We start from the raw sequence: 21,621 nt of genomic DNA on the forward strand, positions 1-21,621 counted from the left end.
AAATAAATTAAATTTTGTTTACTGTTAATAAAATACTTTCTATACTTTTAGTTATTTTTTGAGCTATATATGGATTATTCATTATATACAAATGAATTCCATCCACACCTGTAGAAATTAAATCCACAATTTGTTCTACTGCATAAGCAATTCCTGCATCTCTTAATGCTTCTGGATTATGCTCGTATTTATCTATTATTTTTTTGAATTTATTAGGAAACGATGCTCCACTTAAAGATAAAATTCTTTCAATTTGTTTTTTATTTGTTACAGGCATAATACCAGCTTCAATTGGCAAATTTATATTAGCAGCACGAACCTCGTCTTGAAAATTATAATACAAATTGTTATCAAAAAACAACTGAGATATAAAATAAGATGCTCCTGAATATTCTTTCCTTTTCATACTTTCAATTTCTCTATAAAGTCCTTTATGCTCTATATGACCTTCTGGATAACAGGCTGCTGCTATATTAAAATTCCCATTATCATTTATATACTTAATTAATTCATTAGCATGATCTAACTCTCCTATAATTTTGCTTCCTATATCAATATCTCCTCTTAATGCAAGTATATTTTCTATATTGTTTTTTTCAAACTCTCTTAAATAATATTTTACATCTTTCTTATCTAAATTAATACAAGTTAAATGTGATACTGCTTCAATTCCATATTTATTCTTTATTAAAGAAGATAATTCAATAGTCTTACTATTTTTAACGCTTCCACCTGCCCCATAGGTAACGCTTATATAATCTGGACTTAATCCCTTCAAATCTTCTAATGTGTTATAAATAGTTTGTATGGATGATGTTGTTTTAGGTGGAAAAATTTCAAATGAAAAAACCGCCTTTTTATCTCTGAATAAATTTTTAATATTCATTTTTTTGCCCCCTTTTTATAAAAAATCGCTAAGCGACTGTAAAGAGTCGATTTTTTTAGCCATGCACCCTTTTCAAACGTAATTCAGTAATAATAATGATGCTACATATGATTATTTTTTATTCTTTAGGGATATTCCTAATATCTTTAAAATACAGTATTTTATAAGTTATCCACGGATCTTTCAATGATATAATTTCCCAAATAATAAAAAAATGCCTAAAGGATATTTCCTTTAGGCATAATAAACTTCTACACTAAATAAAATTACCCTTATCTATCAGTCACTTACTGCAGGATTTAGCACCATATATAAATTATATTGGTTGCCGGGTTTCATCGGGCCAGTCCCTCCACCACTCTTGATAAGAAATTATTTCTAATTATATAGTAATATAATTGCTTTGTAAAGTTTTATTTCAAATAAATTTTTTCTATTTTTACTTTTATTGTTAAGTTTTAATCAATAAAAGTACAATAGATATTAAACTAAAAACAGAACTTATTATCATTATGTAATTTACAACTTGTTTAGGTGTGAACCCTTTTTCTTCAAGCCTAAAATGTATCTGACTTCTATCTGCTTGATAAACAGGTTTTCCTTCTGAAAATCTTTTAAAAATAACAAATAAATTATCAAATATTGGTACAGCTAATGCTAAAATAGGAATAAACAAACTTAATACAGTAGCTTGTTTAAATGCACCATCTAATGCTATAACACTTAACATGAATCCTAAAAAATTAGCACCAGAATCTCCCATAAATACTTTTGCAGGATATCTGTTATAAAATAAAAATCCTACTATAGATCCTAAAAGTATTATGGATGTTTCAGCTGATACTTGCTGATTTAATACTATTGCAGCAATAAAAAAAGTTATGGATGAAATAAGAGAAATTCCCCCTGCCAACCCATCCATACCATCAGACCAGTTTATTACAGTTGTAACTCCAAATATCCAAGTAATCGTTAATAAAAACTGTATAGTCTTACTTAGCGCTATAAATTCCCCAGTGAATGGATTAGTAAATCCCAAAAATGCTATTCCTGCTTTAAAAACAAGCACAGCTGATAATAACTGAATGATTAGTCGTGGAAGTATAGCAAATTCTTTAAATCTTGTTTTATAATAATCATCTATAAGTCCTATTAATAGTATTGCTGTTGCTGCTATAAATACAACTATTTGTTGTTTTATATCATCCTTTACAAATAAGAAAAAAGAAATAAAAAAACATATGTATAGTACTATTCCTCCGCATAATGGAGTTTCTTTTTTATGTTGCTTCCTTTTGGTCGGCTTATCTGTAAATTTTAATTTAATTGCTAGTTTCATTACTATTGGCATAATTAATAGCGATAAAAATAATGTAACTACCATAGCTAATATATATTGCATTTTATTATCTACTCCTTAGCTAAATAAAAATACTATTAGTTAAAGTTATCCACATTTGATTATACTATTAAAGATATGTCTTATCAATTACAAAATTATTAAGGTTTTTTAAATTTATATATTATATCTAAATAAAATATTAAAAAAGTAGAAATATTTTTTAATATCTCTACTTTCTTAATATTTTTATTGTTTGATAAAAACTATGCTGGAATTTTAATTTCATCTCCAACAAATATCAAATCTGGATTTTGTAAATTATTATATTGAGCTAATACTTGCCATGTAGTATTATTTCTTCTAGCTATTTTAGAAAGATTATCACCTGCAATTACTGTATATATAGTTTCTTTTTTAATAGAAGCTTGAACTGCTTGATTATCTGCTACATTTTCTTGATTCTTTACTAGTTCTTTAGCTTTTTGTTTAATTTGTATTCTGCCTAAAGTATTAGCATTCTTAGTTCCTTTATTATTTAAATACTTTGCAAAAATATCGTCATATGTTTCAAATTCTCCTATAACAGTAGTTTTAAACATAGTATATCCATCTCCACCTTGAGATAAGAAATCATTTATAGCTACAGTGTATTCTTTATTTAAATCAATTGGGTTTTCACCTACTTTTACATCAAAAACTCTATTTCCCTTGTTCTTTGTTGGATCAAATGAAAATGCTATTCCACTTACTTGTAAAAATCCACCTTGTTCTGTTGGATATGCTCCTACTGACACTTCAAGTGCCTTAACTATATCTCTACCTGATAATTTTATAGTTTGTACTACGCTTCCAAATGGAAATAATTCTGCAAGTTTTCCTTTGGTTATTTCTCCTGATTCTATTGAAGTTCTTAGAGAACCCCCATTTAAAAATGCTATATCTGCTTTAGTAATTTCTCTAGTTGCATCAGCAGTTATATTCCCTAAGTTTGTTTCTTTAGTTCTTACATCGCCCCTAGCTCCATCTAATAATACATCTGTACTTGCAACAACCTCTGAAAAAGTTTTATCGTTTTCAGTCTGAATATCTTTTAATAAATCTACTACTTTTTCATCTTCTTTTAAATCTTTATAATCTTTTGAATTTAATAATTTAGCTTTTTTGTTTGTAACTTTCTTATCTTTAACTTCTAATTCTACTACGCCAAGATTTTCATCATATTCACCAGTTTGTGCTATTAATGTATTATTAACTACCAAACCATCACTTAAAATTGTATGACTATGCCCATCAATTATCACATCTATTCCTTTAACTTTTTCAGCAATTTCTTTTGACGTAACTACTGAACTATCATCTACTCCTACATGTGCTAATGCTACAATAACATCTGTTTTATCTTCTAATTCTTTAACCATTTGTTTAGATACTACTATTGGATCTTCAAAAGTTATGTCCTTTACATTAGCAGGATTTGTTTTATACGCTGTTTCTGGAGTTGTTATTCCAAAAATACCTATTTTAACATGCCCTTTTTCCACAATTTCATAAGGTGGTAAAATATCTTTTCCATTCTTTTTAACATTAGCATCTAACATTTTAACATTTTTAGCAAGCTTACTTAACTCAATAAGCCTTTCATTTCCATAATTAAAATCGTGATTCCCTGGTACCATATAATCGTATCCTACTGCATCTAGTATTCTAATAGCATTTTCCCCTTTACTAACATTAACTATTGGTTTTCCATGTAAAGTATCACCTGCATCAACTAGTAATGTATTTGGATTGTCTTTTTTAGCCTCATTAGCTATTGTAGCTATTTTAGCAAATCCAAACCCTCCATCTTGTGATAATACTCTACAATGGGTATCATTTGTATGAAGTATTGTTATTTTAGTGCTATCATTATTACTAGCTGCCCATACGCCTGTGGTATTTAAACTAAAAATTAATGTAATCGATAACACAGCGCTTAAAAGCTTTTTTTTCATAGTTAATCCCCCCTGATTAATTTTATGTTATACATTTAATTATGGTATATATTTGAAATTATTTCAAGGTTTTATTACATAATTTTTTATATAAAAAATCGCTAATCAACTGTAAAATATCATTTTTAGCCTTGCACACATTTCAAACTAGTTCAAGAATAATGGTATTGCATATGATTATTTTTTATTCTTTAGGAGTATTCATAATAAATATAATATTTTAGAAGTTATCTATAATTATTTCGTAATATAATTTCCTAAAGAATTAAAAAAGGAACGCTTACGCGTTCCTTTTTATTAACCTCTTTGTTCAATCATACTCTTAACTTTCATTAATCTAGTTGTAGCAGATCTTTCATTTTCATCAAGTCTCATTCTAATATACTTTATAGTCTCTTGAAGTTGAGGAATTGTCATATATTCAAGAGCATTAACTCTTCTTCTAGTACTTTCAATTTCGTTAGCCATTAATTGACATGACTTTTCTACTTCTGCAAGTTCTAGTAATTGTGGAAGAATTCCATAAAGCTTAGAAAGTGTATCATCAAGTTCTGATGATGTATTAGCAAAACCATATGGGTATATGCTTCCTTCATCACCTTCAAGTTGTCTCTTAAAGTTCATGACAGGAACAGATACACTCATTACGTTCTTTTCGCCAACCTCAACACAAATATGTTCCTTAGGATAAACAATAGCTTCTTCTAAGAATTCAGAACTCATAACAGCTCTAGCCATAACGAAATCCTTAAGGGAACCTTGAAGATTACCTTCTACTTCTTTTCTTAGCTTATTATTATATTTAACAAGATTAATGAATTGTCTCATTAACTCATCTTGTTTATCTTTTAAAAGTTTATGACTTCTTGTTGAAGTTGCTAATCTTTTTTTAAGCTTAGAAAGTTCCATTCTAGTAGGATTGACATTTAGCTTTGCCATAGACTACTCTTCCTCTCTTGGCATGTATTTTTCAAGGTATTCATCTCTAATTCTCTTAAGCTCAGTTCTAGGAAGCATTTTTAATAATTTCCATCCTAAGTTTAGAGTTTCTTCAATTGTTCTATTTGTAGTAAAGCCTTGAGATACATACTCTTCTTCAAAAGCTTCTGCAAATTTAGCAAGTTTCTTATCAGTATCTGATAAAGCTGATTCTCCTAAGATTGCTGATAATTCTTTTGCTTGCTTACCTTGTGAATATGCCGCAAATAATTGGTTCATAGTATCTGCATGATCTTCTCTAGTTTTTCCTTTACCAATACCCTTATCTTTAAGTCTTGAAAGTGATGGTAAAACATCTATAGGAGGCATTATACCTTTCTTATATAATTCTCTTGAAAGAATAATTTGACCTTCTGTAATATATCCAGTTAAGTCTGGAATTGGGTGAGTTTTATCATCTTCAGGCATTGTAAGTATTGGAATTTGAGTGATTGAACCTTCTGTTCCTCTAAGTCTTCCTGCTCTTTCATATAATGTAGAAAGGTCAGTATAAAGATAACCTGGATATCCTCTTCTACCTGGAACTTCTTTTCTAGCTGCTGATATTTCTCTTAATGCTTCAGCATAGTTTGTAATATCAGTCATTATAACAAGAACGTGCATTCCTTTTTCATAAGCTAAGTATTCAGCACAAGTAAGAGCCATTCTTGGTGTAGCTATTCTTTCGATAGCTGGGTCAGATGCTAAGTTCATGAATAGAACTGATCTGTCTATAGCTCCTGTTCTCTTAAATTCATCTTGGAAAAATTGAGCTTCTTCGAAAGTTATACCTATTGCAGCAAATACAACGGCAAACTTAGAATCTGAATTTAAAACTTTCGCTTGTCTTGCTATTTGAGCTGCAAGTTCTGCATGTGGAAGTCCTGATGCAGAGAAAACAGGTAACTTTTGTCCTCTAACTAGAGTATTAAGTCCGTCAATTGCAGAAACTCCTGTCTGAATAAATTCTGATGGGAAGTCTCTAGCCATAGGGTTAATAGCTTCACCATTTATATCTACTCTTTTTTCTGGTATTATGTCTGGGCCATTATCGTTTGGTCTACCCATACCATCAAATACTCTTCCTAACATATCTTCAGATACACCAAGTTCAAGTGGTCTACCTAAGAATTTAGCCTTAGTACCTTTTAAATTTATTCCTGAAGATCCTTCGAAGATTTGAACCATTGCTTTTGATCCATTAACTTCTAGAACCTTACCTCTTCTTTTTTCACCAGTATGAAGTTCAATTTCAACTAGTTCGTCATATTTAACGCCTTCAACACCTTCAACAACCATCAAAGGGCCAACAACTTCTGTAACTGTTCTATACTCTTTAAGCATTTGCTACCCCTCCTTTGCTTATTAGGTCATCAATTGCATTTTTTAAGTCTACAGCGATTTGATCCATTTTATCTAAATCATCTTCGTGTATGTACTTACTTCTAGCAATTCTATCTTTTAAGTCTTCCATAGCTAAGATATCATTTAAGTATACTCCAGCTTCTAAAGCTCTTTCAGCTTCTTTTTTATATCCTAATATAAGACTTAGCATTTTATATTGTTTCTTTAAAGATGTATAAGTATCAATTTCATGGAAACCATTTTGTTGTAAATAGTCTTCTCTAATTGATTTAGCAACATCTAATTTTAATCTATCTTTTTCAGATAATGCATCAATACCTACAAGTCTTACTATTTCTTGTAATTGAGATTCATCTTGAAGTATAGTCATAGCTTCTAATCTTAATGCTCCCCAGTTATCAGCAACATTTTCATCCATCCATTTATCTATTGTATCAGCATATAATGAATAAGATGTTAACCAGTTAATAGTTGGGAAATGTCTTTGATATGCAAGTTGTGCATCTAGACCCCAGAAAACTTTAACTATTCTAAGTGTTGATTGTGATACTGGTTCTGAAATATCTCCTCCTGGAGGTGATACTGCACCAATTGCTGTGATAGAACCTATTCTTCCATCATTACCTAAACATTGAACTTTACCAGCTCTTTCATAGTAGTCAGCAAGTCTTGATCCAAGGTATGCTGGATATCCTTCATCTCCTGGCATTTCTTCAAGTCTACCAGACATTTCTCTTAATGCCTCAGCCCATCTTGAAGTTGAATCAGCCATGATTGATACTGAGTATCCCATATCTCTGAAGTATTCAGCTATTGTAATACCTGTATATATAGAAGCTTCTCTAGCTGCAACTGGCATGTTTGAAGTATTAGCTATAAGAACTGTTCTCTTCATTAAGCTTTGGCCTGTCTTAGGGTCAATAAGTTCTGGGAACTCATTAACAACGTCTGTCATTTCGTTACCACGTTCTCCACATCCAACGTAAACAACTATTTCAGCATCTCCCCATTTAGCAATTTGGTGTTGTGTTACTGTTTTACCAGCTCCGAATGGTCCTGGAATAGCAGCCGCTCCACCCTTAGCAACAGGGAAGAATGTATCTATAACTCTTTGTCCTGTAAGCATTGGTTCAACTGGATTAATTTTTGCTGAATATGGTCTTCCTTTTCTTACTGGCCATTTTTGCATTAATTGAACTTCTTTATCACCTTTTGCAGTTTCAACTATAGCAATTGTTTCAACAACTGTGAAACTACCAGCTTTTATTTCTTTTATCTTTCCTTCAATACCAACTGGAATCATTATTTTTTGTTCAACAACAGGAGTTTCTTGTACTGTACCAATTACAACCCCTGGTTTAACTTCATCTCCAACTTTTGCTGTTGGCTTAAACTCCCACTTCTTTTCTCTATTTAATGAAGGAACTGATACCCCTCTAGTTAAGAAACTAGACTTAGCAGCCTCCATAAATGCATCTAGTGGTCTTTGTATTCCATCAAACATTGATTCAATAAGTCCTGGTCCAAGTTCAACACTTAAAGGTTCCCCAGTTGTAACAACTGGATCCCCAGGTCCTATTCCTGAAGTTTCTTCATATACTTGGATTGATGCCTTATCGCCTCTCATTTCGATGATTTCTCCGATAAGACCTTTTTCTCCAACCTTACAAACGTCATATATATTAGCTTCATCCATACCTTCAGCAACTACTAAAGGTCCTGAAACCTTAATTATCTTTCCGGTCTTCACCTTACCAACCTACCTTTCTATAAAATATTAACGCCTACAGCTTTTTCTACGTTATCACTAATTTTTTGCATACCTATATTTAATGTTCCTTGATTGCTTGGAATTAATATTACAGCAGGAAGTACTTCTTTATTGTATCTTTCAATTGTTTCTTCGATACCTTGTGCAACATGCTCTGTTACAAAGATAACTGCGTAATCATTCTTTGCTAATCTATCAACAGTTTTTTTTGCTTCTTCTTCTTCAACAATTGGAAAAACGTCAATTCCTAAAGCTTTGAAAGCTAAAACTGAATCCTTATCACCAACTACACCTATTTTTTTAAACATAAATATCACGCAGCCTTTCTCTTATTACTTCCGCAGAAATATTATTGAGTTTGCCAACCATTACGATTCTTATAATCTTTATTTCTGTTTCTTTTGCATAAACATAAGCTAATAAAGGTTCGACTCCAAAAGGTATTATTTTAGCGTCTTTCATCATATCCATAATGTAGTTATCAACTAATTTTTCTAATAAACTCACAGAACCTGTTTTTGTATAGTACTCTATACCTGATTTTATTAAATCATTATACTCAGTAAATGAAAGTTTATTAGCTATATTTTCTACTGCATCATTTAACATTCCTAATAACTTATCTTTATCTAAAGAACCTCCTTCAATAATAACTGAAGTAAAGAATTCCCTGCCTTTGTTTTGTTTTTTTACTCTTAAAAGAGTTTTTAAATTTGTAGAATCAATAAGTGCTTCTACATATTTATTAACAAAGTTATCTTCTATTTCATTCTTAATTTGTACTAATTGTTTAAACATATACTTATCTAAAATAATATCAAGTATTTGAGGATCTTTAGTATCTTCAAATTTATTTTTTGACTCTTCAATAGCTTCCCTCATAATTTGAGATAAGTCTCTTAAGTCATTATTTTCTATTAAATACTTTAATCTTGAAGCTTCAATAGTTCCAACATCAATTAATAGATAAGATAAATCTTTTTTAAGAAAAATTCCCTTTAATATTACTTTTATATTTTGATAATCATATTTAATACTCATTAAGTCTACAAGAGATTTTACTGGACTAATTTCATACATTAAATTAAATAATCTTTTTAATTCTTCACTTAATATAATTTCATAGTCCTCAGCTCTTTTAACATTTGTCATAACATTGGCATATTCTGTTTCTTGAAGCACTTTTAATGCTTCACTGGCAGAATTGGAATCAATCATTCTGTCAATCTTTGATTTATCAAGGAGTTTTGTTTCATATACTCTTAGTCTAGGTATAACTTGACTAAATTGCATCATATCCATTAGTTAACCTCCTTAACTAAACAATACTCTTGCTACTTCAAGACCCATTTCATCTTTTAATGAATTTACTAAAGCTTCAAAAGTATTATTTATTTCTATGCCGTCTTTCTCTAATATGAATCCACCTTTAAAATTTCCAGTTTTATCAATTAGAGTTATATTTCCTTTTGAACCAATTTCTCTATTTAATTCTGATATAAAATCAGAATCTATAATTTTCTTACCTTGTTCATTTAATATTAAATTTTCATCTCCTGAAATATCAGTATTTAATATTACTGTCTTCACAAAATCTCTAAAATCATCACTTGATATATTACAAAGCTCTTCTATTGTAGTTTTAAAAACTTCACTAATAACAGTTTGTTTTGATTTTAGCTTTTCATTTCTTACTTGTAATTCTGCACTAGAAATAATTCTTTCTTTTCTTGATACAGCTTCTGTTTCAGCTTTTTCCATAATAATCTTTTCTTCTGAAGCAGCTTTTTCTTGCTTTTTAGCAATAATTCTATTCTTTTTCTCTTCAGCTTCTGATAAGATTATTCTCTTTTTATCTTCTGAATCTTTTACGATTTTAGAAGTTAAATTATTTATGTTAGACATAATCTTCACATCCTAATTCTATAATAAGCTACTATTAAAATACACCATTTACTAATAAGAATGATACAACGAATCCTAATAATGCATAAGTTTCAACCATCGCTGCAAGAACCATACCTTTAGTATTGTGTTCTGGGTTTTTAGCTAATATTTGAATACCAGCAGCTGCTGCTTTACCTTGAGCAATTCCTGACCATAAACCAGTGATAGCAATTGGTAAACAAGCAAATAATAAATATAAACCTTGTGAGAAAGTTGTGTCTGGTTTTAATTGTAAAAATACTAATAATCCTATAACGAATCCATAAAGACCTTGTGTACCTGGTAATAATTCAAGAATTAATGCTTTACCAAATTTTTCTGGTTGTTCTGATAATAATCCTGCTGCTGATTGACCAACTATACCAACACCTTTAGCTGATCCTATTCCTGACATTCCTACTGCTAAAGCAACACCTAGTGCTCCCATAACAAATCCACCGTTATTTTCTAAAAAAAACTTAATCCAACTCATATCCATTTTAAATTGTCCTCCTACTCTTCTTTTAAATTAATGTATTGATTTTTTGCTGTAAGTGGTTTAAATGCTTTTCCACCACCATCGTAAAATTTTGAAAAATATTCTACATAAGTAAGTCTTAATGTATGAACATATCCACTTAATAATGATAATAATAAGTTTACTGTTTGGAAAATAATAAATATTAATGGTGCAAATAATATAGTTCCTAAAAGTGAATTACCATTATCTGATACCATTCTCATAATCATATTTATAGCTCCAGCTATAGATCCACCTGATAAACCTATTGCCATAAGTCTTGTATATGATACCAAATCACTTACATATCCTGTAATACCATATAATTCATAAAGACCTTGACCTATTTTTCCACCTGCTGATTCCATTTGTCTTCCTTGTGTTAAAACAATTAAGATAGAACCAATAATAGCACCAGCTATTGATACTGTCTTTAATGATGGTATATTAAGCATTGATCCTGCTGCTATTCCACCAAAAGAAAATAATGTTATAAGCCATGATCCTGCATCCATAAAAGCATCTAGTTTCTTTCCTGCTCTTATTAATACTCCAGCTTTTATAAATAATCCAAATAAAATTTGAATCGCACCAAATACTACTGACATACCTAGTATTGTCATAACATCTGTACTTGTATTAATAAGTCCTTTTATTGGAAGTAAATCTCCAAAGAATGATCCATAAAGAAATCCAAACAATATTGTTGGGAAACTTAAGTACATAAAGAACTTAACCATTTTTTTTGCTTCTGCATCAAAATTAAATAATTTTAATGCTGCAAGTGTTCCTAATAACATTAATAATCCATAACCTGCATCTGCAACCATCATTCCAAAGAAAATCAAATAGAATGGTGTAACAAATGGAGTCGGGTCTATGTCATTATACTTAGGTAAAGCATACATTGATGTTACTGATTCAAATGATGCATTTAAATCGTTATTTTTTAATTTAATAGGTACATCATCTATTTCTTCTTCTTTAACATCTTCAAATACTAAATAATAATCTTCACCTAATACTTCCTTAGTAATTTGAGTTAACCTATTATTTTTAGCACTAGGAACCCAACCTTGTAATAAAACAGTTTTATCTGTTTTTAAGAATCTATTAGAAATAGATTTTCTGTTTACTAAGTTAGCGTAATATTCATAAGCTAATTTCAAGTTTTCTAAATGTTCTTCAAATCCTGATAATTCTTCTTTTACTAAGAACTTTTCAGAATCAATTAAAGACATTCTTTCATTGTATTCTTGAATAAGCTTTAAAGGGAGTTCTTTTTCATCTGTTTTAAACGGACTAAATCCAAACCCTCTTAGTACCTCTTCCACTTCTTCTTTATTATCCTTGTGAGTTAAAAGGAAAAAGTAAGTGTCTTGATTGTCTTTTGATATAATTTCTAAATGACAATCATTTAAATCATTTTTCAATGCTTCCTCATATTGATTAGCAATGCTTCCTAAGAAATATTCAGTTACTTTTAATTCACCTAAAGAACCTAATGGAGAATCAAATTTCTCATAAGGTTTTAAGCTTTGAACATTTCCTTGTAATTTAGTCTTTTCATTATCTAATGAAGCTAAAGTATGCTCTTTTTCTTTAACCTTTTCATAGATGTCTTTCCATTCTCCATTTAAAACTTTTTCTTCTAGTTGTTTAGGAGTTAAAGAAAGCTTTTCTGTACGTAAAGACTTCATTAATGATTGTTTAGGCACATAGTTCCTTAAGAACTCTAGGGCAAATTTAGCTTTTGATAATTCTTCTTCCCACCTTGATATATCAGAATCAATTTCATCTTTATCTAGATTATTAAGAACTTCATTATTTTCTTGAACATTCTCATCTTGTAGATTGATAAATTCAACTTCTGCAAAATTTTGTATTCTTTCAAGAAGTTCATTTTTCTTTGATTCAAAGGATAACAAGGTGAACTTATTCATCTTAACTATTGCCATGAATCTTCACTATCCTCTCAATCACTAATTTAACAGCATTATTCTTCTTTTCTTCAGATATATGTAATATATCTTCTGCTTCTTTTTTGCCCTTATTTATTATAGGCTCTGCTTTTTTATTTGCTGATTCTACAGCATCTGAAATAATTTTATTTGCCTTTTCCCTTGCAGAAGATAACTTAGCAAGATATTGTTTTTCTGCTTCATCTGTAGCTTTCATAACTATATCTTTAGCTTCATTATTAGCTTCTTTAAGAATTTCTTCTGCTTGAACTTCAGCTTTTTTTATTTCTTCAATTGCTTCTAATGCCAAAATATCACCACCTTCATGCCCTTAAATATAAAAATAATATATATATTAATACTTTATATAGTATTAATTACTTTGTCTCTATTTTATTATACACTCTTTTTGTATATTTTCAAGAATTTTAAATATTAAATACTAAATCCAGTCAAAATTCATCAAAGATGCCTTTATGTAAATGATACCTTAATTTTATATTCATTTGCTTCTCTGTACTTCTCTTAACTTATTTTTATACTTATATAATCACCAGTATTATTAAATAAATAATAACTTTCTAACATTTGTATGCTTCCATTTAAAATATATTCTTGAATATTTATTGAGAATTTTTCTAAATAGTATTCTTTAAATGAATATTTATGCTTTAATTTATCTTTTATCTCTTTTTCTTCTTCTCTTTTAATATTACTTCTTAAAAAATCAGGTAATCCTCGCTTTTTATTAAAGATTAAATAATCAAATTTTACTATTTCATTTAATATATCGTTACTATCTTTCAAAACTTCATTATTAAAATCTAAAAATACTTTATAATACTCTATATTTCCTATATTTCTATTAAAATATCCTTTTCTATGAAAAAATTCTCCCAATGAATAATAAAATTCAAATGGTGTCTTAAATTTGCTTTCCAAAAATCTAATTATATTATTAAACTTTTTAGAATTATAATACTTATCTACCATTGCTTCTACTTTTTTTAGTTTTAATAATTCATCATAAGTAATACAATTAGTTCTTAATATTTCATATGGTGGATAAGGTGAAAACTTCATTCCATATTTTTTTGCTTCTTCTCTCATTGAAGAACCCTTTAATAATTTTAAGAATCCTAATTGAATTTCTTCTGGCCTTATTTTATAAACATCATTAAAAGAATTAACAAAAGAACCATAATCTTCTTCTGGAAGTCCTGCTATTAAATCTAAATGTTGTTGAATATTTTTTATAGCCATAAGTTCATCAACTTTTTCTTTTATATGTTCAAAGTTAACAAATCTATTTATATTGTTAAGCACTCTATCATTTGTTGTCTGAACTCCAACTTCAAATTGAAATCTTCCTTTTGGAGCTTTTGATAATAGCCTGATTTCTTCATCTTTTAAAATATCTGCTGATATTTCAAAGTGAAACTTTGTTTCTGTATGGGCTTCTATCAAAAATTTCCATATAGCCATTGAAAATTTATAATTACAATTAAATGTACGATCTACAAATTTAACTAACCTAACTCTTTTATCGATGAAATATTGTAATTCCTTTAGTACTCTTTCAATATTTAAAAATCTTACTCCATGACTTGTTGATGAAAGACAATATTTACAATTAAATGGACATCCTCTTGAAGCTTCATAATAAACTATTTTATTATCTAAATTATCATCATCCTCATATGGAAATACCAGTTCTTCCATAGACATAAGAGGTCTTTTTTCATTTGAATATACCTTTTCTTCTAATTTATAATGAAGACCCTTAACTTCATTTATATCTTTTAAACCTAGCTTATATGAAACGAAATCTCTATAAGTTTTTTCTCCCTCTCCTTCAATAACATATTCTCCAACATTACCTTCTAAAAACTTATGTGAATCAAATGAAACTTCTGGTCCCCCATATAATATTTCAATATTTTCATTAACATTCTTAATAAGATTAGAGAGCCTTATAATCATTTCTACATTCCATATATATACAGAAAAAGCAACAACATCTGGTTTTTCACTAATAATTTCTTCTAATATTTTTTCTTCTCTATCATTAATAGAAAATTCTCTTATTATATTCTCATAATCCATATCTTTAGTAAAATTTCTTAAATATCTAACTGCTAAATTGCTATGAATAAATTTAGAATTAATTGCTGTAAGTAATATCCTCATTTGTATTTGTCTCCTCTACTTTTTTAGAGTTTATTTCTTTTTTAGCTCTTATAAAAAACACGTCTTCCCATACCTTTATTTCTTCTATATTAAAGTATTTTAGAAGTATCTTTTTTATATCATCCACATTAGAACTTATTATAGGATTTAAATTTTTAAATGTAAATTCTTTTATCTTTCCCTTTGGAAGTATCACTCTTATTTTATTATTAAATATTTTTCCTCTTTCTTTATTAATATCCCAAATTAATATCTCACCATTTTCTTTTATATAACAATTAATTTCTTTAATTAATTTTTCTTTTTCTATGTTACTCCAAAATCTATTTAAATTAAAAAAAAGTGTACATGCATCATATTCACTTCCTTTTAACTCTTCTTTATCATTACTTGAAACATAATCTAATGATAATTCCGCCTCTACCTCTTTTGAAATACTATATATTATACCAAAGTTTTCTTGACCTACATCTAATATGTCACCCTTTAAATCAATATTCTCTAAATTAATAACTAATGTTTTCCCCATAAAATTCCCTCTTTTCCTTCTAAGTATATATTTTATCATTATTAAACCTATTATTAAAGTTATGAAAACAAACTTTTTAATAATATTAAGTCTAAAATTTTAGAATTCATATAAAATATAATTAAAATAAGAAACTGTTCTATAATTATTTTATAGAGCAGCTTCTATCTATCTTTAAGATTTTATCTTTTAATACTATTTTTTTTATTATTAAATCTTATTATGTTTAATACAACTAAACTAAAGAAAAAAATTATTATAAATATCCAAACTGGCTTAGGTAAATCAAATTTCAACCCCATATTACCACTCTCTAACTTATATATACAACCAATTCCTGAATCTAATATATAAATGCTTCCTCCTGAATATTTTATTCCTTTTATATCACTTTCACTTTTTAATTTTAATAACTTACATAAAACCCCATTTGAATTTATTGAATAAATTATGTTGTCTTTTTTATCATAAAATATATTTGAATCTTTTTCTAATATAGTTCCTTCTTTATCTATTGCCAAACATTTTATAATACCCACCTTTGAAAATTGATATTCTGGTCCTTCTACTATTTTATTTGGTGGATTACTTATTATTGGTGTTAATTTATTTTTATCACTAAATCTTGGTGAACTTATGGGATCACCTCCACTAAAATCCGGCCACCCATACCAATTTCCTTCATTTATTTTATATAAATAATCAAAATCTCTCTTTACACCCCTTAAGCCCTTATCTTCCATGCCACCTACTATGGCTATTAAATTATTATTACTATCTAAATCCCAACCTGTTATGTTTCTTATTCCACATGCATACAAAGATGTCTTATTAGTTTTTAAATCTACTTTTATAATAGATGCATTTCCAAATTTGTCAGCAGTTATTTTTTGTCCTCTAATGCTAGAATTGCTGTACGGCATATAAGCCCCTGTTTTTTCTTCACCATAATTTTCTCCATTAAGTGTAATATTTATTGGGCTTTTGTCATAAGGTATTTTACTAAAATCAGATTCTCCATTACTTTCAGCAATTCCAGAATTAGTAGCTGCACCAATAGACAAAAATAAATTTGAATCCTTAATAATAAGATTTCTATCAAGATATTCACCTTTTGTTGGTATTCCTTTTAAAATAACTTCTAAAAATTTATTACTAATATTATAATGATAAAGTTCATCATTTGAAATAAAATACATATCATCATTATTACAAACCAAACTATCTATAGAAAATGATTTATCTTGAACTAAAATTTCTTCTCTACCATCATCTTTTAATAATTTTATATAGTTCTTATATGCTACATATGTATTCTCATATTCACCTCTGTCAAAAGCTACTGCTCCCTTGCAATTTTTAGAAGAAATACTCCAATCTATATTATCTTTTAAAATGCTTACTCTATAAATTCCAGAAAATTTAAAAAGCAAAAAAGCTAAACTCACTATTATGACTGAACTAAATAGAAATTGACAAAACCTTTTCAAAATTTAACCCCCTTTATATAAATTTAATCATATATTTTCCCTTGTTAAATTTATATTTTAAATCTAACAAAATATACCCTAGGCTTTACCTTTTATACTAAAATGTTCATTCATTCTTAACTTTAAATTTAAAATGTTCATATTTAATAGTTACTTTGAATATGATTTATTGTAACTTAAAGGAGTGAATTAGATTTGAGTAAAGACAACTTTTTAAAGAATTCTTTTTTACTGACTGCTTCTAATATTACAACAGGAATTCTAGGCTTTATATTTACTATATATTTATCTAAAATACTTGGACCAGAAGGGATGGGCCTCTATAACTTAGTTATGCCAATTTATAATTTATTCATATGTCTTATGAGTGCTGGAATTGTAGCTGCAATTTCTAAAATCTCTGCTATTTATAAACAAAAAGGCGAATACAAAAATATAACAAGGACTATAAAAATAGTTTCACTTTTTAATATAACTTGGGCAGCACTTATTGGTATAATGGTCTTTTTTGCTGCACCACTCATAGGAAAATATGGTGTTAATGATGTAAGAACTGTTGACGCCATACGTGTTATATGTCCAGCAATGGTTTGTATTGCTATATCCAACATATTTAAAGGATATTTTTATGGAACATCAAATATAAAAGTTCCTGCTATTATAGATATTTTAGAAAAAGCTATGAGAATTGTAACTGTAAGTGTATTGATATTTTTCTTAAAAGCTAAAACCCTTCAAAATATGGTTACATTGGCTACTGTCGCATTATGTATTGGAGAATTTCAAAGCTTAATATGCTTATTTGTATATTATAAATATGCAATAAAAAAAGTCCCAAAATCTTATGAAAAGCCTGAAAGTAGATTTCAATTATTGTTTGATGTAATTATAGTAGCTATTCCTTTGTGTTTAAATGGATTCTTAAGTAATATTTTAGCTACACTTTGCACTTTAGTTGTGCCTAGACGATTAGTATGTGCAGGATTTAATTATTCTGAAGCCTTAAGTTTAATAGGTAAATATAATGGTATGGCCATGGGATTAATTGCTATTCCTCTTATTGTTGTCTCAACTATAAATACTTTACTTATACCAGATTTATCTCAAACTCTTAGTCAAGGAAATCAATATAAGGCTTCTCTTCGTATTAGAAAAGTAATTAAAATGGCATTTTTACTAGGACTTTCAACAACCATAATATGTAATATAGTTCCTAATGAATTAGGGCAAATTTTTTATGGTAGAAATGATTTAGGCTCTTATATAAGAATTGCTTCACTTGCAGCACCAGTCTTTTTTACATCTACAACTATGTTTGGAATTTTAAATGGATTAAATAGACAAGGTATTATTCTTAGAAATTCATTAATTGAAGCATCAATAGAACTAGTATGTTTATATGTATTTACTGCAATACCTTGTATAAATATTTTTGGTAATAGTATTACCTTATTTATAGCTTGTGGCATTGGATTATCTCTTAATTTACACGAAGTAAAGAAACATATTAATGTAACTTTAAATTTTACAAATGCAATAATATATATACTACTTGCTATGCTAAGTTTTTTAGTTATAAATATTTTCTCTAAAAATGTTTTAATAAATCTTCCCATAGTAAATAGTTTTTCAGTTATTGCTTTGACATTTATAATATTATCATACCTTGGAACTTTTGGAGAAAGTGATATTTAATAACATTAATTTAGATTTTATTTTAGACATATATTCATTCATACAATGGCTAAAATAACTTTGTAATTTGACTTGTAGAACTCTTTATGAGTATAGTTCCATTTTCTTTATCACAAATTTATATTGTAAATAAACTAAAATAGACTATACTCATTTTAGCGTTCTTAAATTAGAATTGAAAATTTATATACAATATTTTTTATTGTTAGGCATACGAAAATAAATAATAAATCAAATATGCGACGGATATTTTGTGAAATACAATAACTTGGATTCTGATAATAGTTGTGCTATTAGTATATTGGAAGTAATAAGTAGTTCACAAAATAAACTAGCATATTGACTAGTTATTTATTGAAATGTACCTTAATATTATTTTAATTTTATCCTTAAAAATCTTGGTAATATATTATATGCTTTCTGAGAAAATGATGTAATATCATGTTTTCTAATACCACCTAATATTATCATTAAATATAAGTAAAAAAATCCCCCTACAGAAATCATAAGTAAAGTTACTACTCCCTGTAAAATTCCTCCTACATTTAATAGTATAGACAATACACCAAAAGGCTCTTTAATTAAATATATACCAGCAACCATTCCCATTGATGATACAATAGGCTTTAATATATGTTTAAACATTGGTAATCTCATTTTTAATGTTTTGGTAAGTTTTCTTTGATTTAATACAAATGGTATAACAAACCATAGAAAATTACCAAAAACCGCACCTAATACATTAACATTTGGCATTCCAACTAATATGTAATTTGTAGTTATTTTAGCTACTATACCTATAAGAAATGTTCCTAACACAAAATAAAGTTTGTTCATACTTTGTAATATAACATTTTGAATTTGTACAGCTGCCATAAGTATTACAACAACAGAACCATATATCATTAATTCATGTCCTCTATCTGATCCATATAGCAACAAATAAATTTCTTTACTTAAAACTGCAAGTCCTACAGCTGCTGGTATTGTAACAGCATAAGTTATTCTAAAAGCGAAATTAACTTTTCTTCTAATTTCTTTTTTGTTTTTTACTGCAACAGCCTTTACTATTGCTGGTAATACCGTTGTTGCTAGAGCTGTAACTACCACTAAAGGTACAGAAAGTAAAGTTTTATATGTACCAAGTATTCCATAAAGCTCATTTGCTTGTTTTTCCACAAAACCAGCATAAGCTAATCTATTATTTACATTTATCATATCAATTAAACTACCTAAATTTTGCAAACCAGCACTTAATGTAATAGGTACTCCATATTTAACTAATTTCCTAATAATTCTCTTATTACTTATTCTTTTAACAGATGATTGATCATCAAAGGCTTCACCTTCATAATTTTTTTTATAGTATATATAGACCATATAAAGGCAAGCTATTATCGCTCCTAAAGTAGTACCAACTGTTCCTCCCGCACTACCATAAGGAACACTTATTTTTATTAAAACATAAGCAAAAGCCAAACTTACTACAACATTTATTATTTGCTCTAACACTTGTGATACAGCTATAGCTGTCATATTATTTTTTCCTTGAAAATATCCTCTATATGCAGACAATATAGATGTTACAAAAATACTAGGTGCTAAAAATAATAAACCATATGCTGCTTTTGGTGTACCTATTGCATTAGCTATAGATGTAGAAAATATCATAATTATTATACTTATTAATCCACCAACTCCAGCATAAAGTATTGTAGATATCTTTAATGCCTTAATTGCATCTCTTTTGTTTTTTATAGCTGTAAGCTCAGCTACAACTTTTGCAATTGCTGGCTGAGCTCCCAATGTAGTTACTGCGTATGCAAATATAAATACTTCATAACACATTTGATATATTCCAAGACCCTCAAGCCCTATAGTTCTTCTTAATAATGGAACATAAAATACAGACATTAGTTTAGCTAAAAGTCCTGCTGCTGAAAGAATTATAAAGCCTTTAGTAGATGATTCTTCTTTCATATAAAACCCCTATCTAAGTGAAAATTTAAATATATCACTCTTTATCTTCTTCAATATTGGAGGTAATGCCTTAACTACAGTTTTATTAGTTAAATAAGACATTTTCCCCTTCATTTCTTTAAAAATCAATTTATATGCATATAAATATTGATATTCTAATCCATACTTATTTTTAAAGAATGAATTTAATTTTCTATCACCATATTTATCATCACCAATTATAGGATTTCCTAAGTATGATAAATGCGCTCTTATCTGATGACTTCTTCCTGTGATTAAATTGATTTCAAGTAATGAATATGCACCATTTGTTTGAATAGTAGTAACTTCCATAGCTATTTTCTTAGAATTTGGTACTTCTTTTTCATATACCTTAGATATATTCTTCTCTTGATTTTTTAATATATATCCTGTATATAATCCATTCTTTACTTTTCCTTTAACTAAAGCTACATAGTATTTTCTTACTCTATCTTCTCTTATTGTTTCATTAATAGACTTTAATCCTTCAAATGTTTTTCCAAACATAACCAATCCAGATGTGTTTCTATCTAGCCTATTACATGGTGCAGGTGTAAATGTAATCTCATTTTCTGGAACATATGCTCCTTTTTCCTTTAAATATGAAAGTACATAATCTGTTAATGTAGGTTCTTTTTCATCTTTATCAGGATGCACTAATATACCAGGCCATTTTTCAACAACTAATAAATTTTCATCTTCATATGCCGTTTGCATTCCATTAAAATTTACTTGAATAAATCTTTCTTTCTTTTCTTGATTACTCTTTATATATTTTATTTCTACTATATCTCCTTCTTCTAGGGAATATTTTTCATTTTGCTTCTTTCCGTTAACTCTTATGTCTTTTTTTCTTAAAGCTTTAAATATAGCACTTAGTGGAACATCCTTTAATAACTTTCTTAAAAATTTATCTAGTCTTTGACCGGCTTCATTAGCTCCTATTTCGATTTTCAAATATTATCACTCCTAT

The 21,621-nt window shown here is 28.2% G+C and carries 18 protein-coding genes and 1 riboswitch; of the genes, 1 reads left to right on the forward strand and 17 read right to left on the reverse strand.

Features of this window, described 5'->3' with window-relative positions; translation table 11 throughout:
* Window positions 1-7: 7 nt before the first annotated feature.
* The 15 genes from metF to BGI42_RS11015 all read right to left on the reverse strand — a co-directional run bounded on the left by metF (window position 8) and on the right by BGI42_RS11015 (window position 16,952).
* Complete coding sequence (gene metF / locus BGI42_RS10945) at window positions 8-886, reverse strand: methylenetetrahydrofolate reductase [NAD(P)H] (protein WP_069680335.1); 879 nt, start codon at window positions 884-886, stop codon at window positions 8-10.
* A 269-nt stretch (window positions 887-1,155) separates the two neighbouring features.
* Window positions 1,156-1,257: riboswitch (SAM riboswitch) on the reverse strand.
* 80 nt (window positions 1,258-1,337) lie between these two features.
* Entirely contained in the window at window positions 1,338-2,288 is a 951-nt protein-coding gene (locus BGI42_RS10950; protein ID WP_069680336.1) for an MraY family glycosyltransferase, read from the reverse strand.
* 203 nt (window positions 2,289-2,491) lie between these two features.
* Window positions 2,492-4,222, reverse strand: coding sequence for a 5'-nucleotidase C-terminal domain-containing protein (locus BGI42_RS10955; RefSeq protein WP_069680337.1), 1,731 nt, complete (start codon window positions 4,220-4,222; stop codon window positions 2,492-2,494).
* 297 nt (window positions 4,223-4,519) lie between these two features.
* Window positions 4,520-5,161, reverse strand: a complete 642-nt coding sequence (locus BGI42_RS10960) for a V-type ATP synthase subunit D (RefSeq protein WP_069680338.1) — start codon at window positions 5,159-5,161, stop codon at window positions 4,520-4,522.
* A gap of 3 nt (window positions 5,162-5,164) precedes the next feature.
* Entirely contained in the window at window positions 5,165-6,544 is a 1,380-nt protein-coding gene (locus tag BGI42_RS10965) for a V-type ATP synthase subunit B (protein ID WP_069680339.1), read from the reverse strand.
* Complete coding sequence (locus tag BGI42_RS10970; RefSeq protein WP_069680340.1) at window positions 6,537-8,315, reverse strand: V-type ATP synthase subunit A; 1,779 nt, start codon at window positions 8,313-8,315, stop codon at window positions 6,537-6,539. Before BGI42_RS10970 ends, BGI42_RS10965 begins: the two co-directional genes overlap by 8 nt.
* A 17-nt stretch (window positions 8,316-8,332) precedes the next feature.
* Window positions 8,333-8,644: a V-type ATP synthase subunit F gene (locus tag BGI42_RS10975; RefSeq protein ID WP_069681076.1), complete on the reverse strand. Its 312-nt coding sequence runs from the start codon at window positions 8,642-8,644 to the stop codon at window positions 8,333-8,335.
* Complete coding sequence (locus tag BGI42_RS10980; RefSeq protein ID WP_069680341.1) at window positions 8,637-9,638, reverse strand: V-type ATP synthase subunit C; 1,002 nt, start codon at window positions 9,636-9,638, stop codon at window positions 8,637-8,639. Before BGI42_RS10980 ends, BGI42_RS10975 begins: the two co-directional genes overlap by 8 nt.
* Window positions 9,639-9,650: 12 nt before the next feature.
* Window positions 9,651-10,241, reverse strand: a complete 591-nt coding sequence (locus BGI42_RS10985) for a V-type ATP synthase subunit E (RefSeq protein WP_069680342.1) — start codon at window positions 10,239-10,241, stop codon at window positions 9,651-9,653.
* A gap of 34 nt (window positions 10,242-10,275) precedes the next feature.
* A complete protein-coding gene (locus BGI42_RS10990) occupies window positions 10,276-10,761 on the reverse strand; it encodes a V-type ATP synthase subunit K (protein ID WP_069680343.1) in 486 nt (161 codons plus the stop codon).
* A 14-nt stretch (window positions 10,762-10,775) separates the two neighbouring features.
* Window positions 10,776-12,740 (reverse strand): V-type ATP synthase subunit I, encoded by a 1,965-nt coding sequence (locus tag BGI42_RS10995; RefSeq protein ID WP_069680344.1) that lies wholly within the window; start codon window positions 12,738-12,740, stop codon window positions 10,776-10,778.
* Complete coding sequence (locus BGI42_RS11000; RefSeq protein WP_069680345.1) at window positions 12,727-13,053, reverse strand: ATPase; 327 nt, start codon at window positions 13,051-13,053, stop codon at window positions 12,727-12,729. Before BGI42_RS11000 ends, BGI42_RS10995 begins: the two co-directional genes overlap by 14 nt.
* 215 nt (window positions 13,054-13,268) lie before the next feature.
* Entirely contained in the window at window positions 13,269-14,933 is a 1,665-nt protein-coding gene (locus BGI42_RS11005) for a B12-binding domain-containing radical SAM protein (protein WP_069680346.1), read from the reverse strand.
* Entirely contained in the window at window positions 14,908-15,462 is a 555-nt protein-coding gene (locus tag BGI42_RS11010; protein ID WP_069680347.1) for a hypothetical protein, read from the reverse strand. The genes BGI42_RS11005 and BGI42_RS11010 overlap by 26 nt, the downstream gene beginning before the upstream one ends.
* A gap of 182 nt (window positions 15,463-15,644) precedes the next feature.
* Window positions 15,645-16,952 carry a PQQ-dependent sugar dehydrogenase family protein gene (locus BGI42_RS11015; protein WP_069680348.1) on the reverse strand — a complete coding sequence of 436 codons (1,308 nt, stop codon included), beginning with the start codon at window positions 16,950-16,952 and terminating at the stop codon, window positions 15,645-15,647.
* A 195-nt stretch (window positions 16,953-17,147) separates the two neighbouring features.
* Between BGI42_RS11015 and spoVB the strand changes: the two genes are divergently transcribed.
* Complete coding sequence (spoVB, locus tag BGI42_RS11020) at window positions 17,148-18,647, forward strand: stage V sporulation protein B (protein ID WP_069680349.1); 1,500 nt, start codon at window positions 17,148-17,150, stop codon at window positions 18,645-18,647.
* Window positions 18,648-19,019: 372 nt separating this feature from the next.
* Here the strand turns inward: spoVB and BGI42_RS11025 are convergent, their stop codons facing one another.
* Both BGI42_RS11025 and BGI42_RS11030 read right to left on the reverse strand, forming a co-directional pair.
* Window positions 19,020-20,627 (reverse strand): putative polysaccharide biosynthesis protein, encoded by a 1,608-nt coding sequence (locus BGI42_RS11025; RefSeq protein WP_069680350.1) that lies wholly within the window; start codon window positions 20,625-20,627, stop codon window positions 19,020-19,022.
* 9 nt (window positions 20,628-20,636) lie between these two features.
* Entirely contained in the window at window positions 20,637-21,605 is a 969-nt protein-coding gene (locus tag BGI42_RS11030; RefSeq protein ID WP_069680351.1) for an RluA family pseudouridine synthase, read from the reverse strand.
* Between the last annotated feature and the right edge of the window lie 16 nt (window positions 21,606-21,621).

It is taken from the genome of Clostridium taeniosporum (genome assembly GCF_001735765.2).
In the GTDB taxonomy this organism is placed as follows: Bacteria; Bacillota; Clostridia; order Clostridiales; family Clostridiaceae; genus Clostridium; species Clostridium taeniosporum.

Coding starts and splice junctions, on each gene's coding strand:
- BGI42_RS10955 (WP_069680337.1), bottom strand. CDS start 4,222: ATGAAAAAAAAGCTTTTAAGCGCTGTGTTATCGATTACATTAATTTTT.
- BGI42_RS10965 (WP_069680339.1), bottom strand. CDS start 6,544: ATGCTTAAAGAGTATAGAACAGTTACAGAAGTTGTTGGCCCTTTGATG.
- BGI42_RS10960 (WP_069680338.1), bottom strand. CDS start 5,161: ATGGCAAAGCTAAATGTCAATCCTACTAGAATGGAACTTTCTAAGCTT.
- BGI42_RS11025 (WP_069680350.1), bottom strand. CDS start 20,627: ATGAAAGAAGAATCATCTACTAAAGGCTTTATAATTCTTTCAGCAGCA.
- BGI42_RS11010 (WP_069680347.1), bottom strand. CDS start 15,462: ATGGGGAAAACATTAGTTATTAATTTAGAGAATATTGATTTAAAGGGT.
- metF (WP_069680335.1), bottom strand. CDS start 886: ATGAATATTAAAAATTTATTCAGAGATAAAAAGGCGGTTTTTTCATTT.
- BGI42_RS11005 (WP_069680346.1), bottom strand. CDS start 14,933: ATGAGGATATTACTTACAGCAATTAATTCTAAATTTATTCATAGCAAT.
- BGI42_RS10950 (WP_069680336.1), bottom strand. CDS start 2,288: ATGCAATATATATTAGCTATGGTAGTTACATTATTTTTATCGCTATTA.
- BGI42_RS10985 (WP_069680342.1), bottom strand. CDS start 10,241: ATGTCTAACATAAATAATTTAACTTCTAAAATCGTAAAAGATTCAGAA.
- BGI42_RS10990 (WP_069680343.1), bottom strand. CDS start 10,761: ATGGATATGAGTTGGATTAAGTTTTTTTTAGAAAATAACGGTGGATTT.
- BGI42_RS10980 (WP_069680341.1), bottom strand. CDS start 9,638: ATGGATATGATGCAATTTAGTCAAGTTATACCTAGACTAAGAGTATAT.
- BGI42_RS10975 (WP_069681076.1), bottom strand. CDS start 8,644: ATGTTTAAAAAAATAGGTGTAGTTGGTGATAAGGATTCAGTTTTAGCT.
- BGI42_RS10995 (WP_069680344.1), bottom strand. CDS start 12,740: ATGGCAATAGTTAAGATGAATAAGTTCACCTTGTTATCCTTTGAATCA.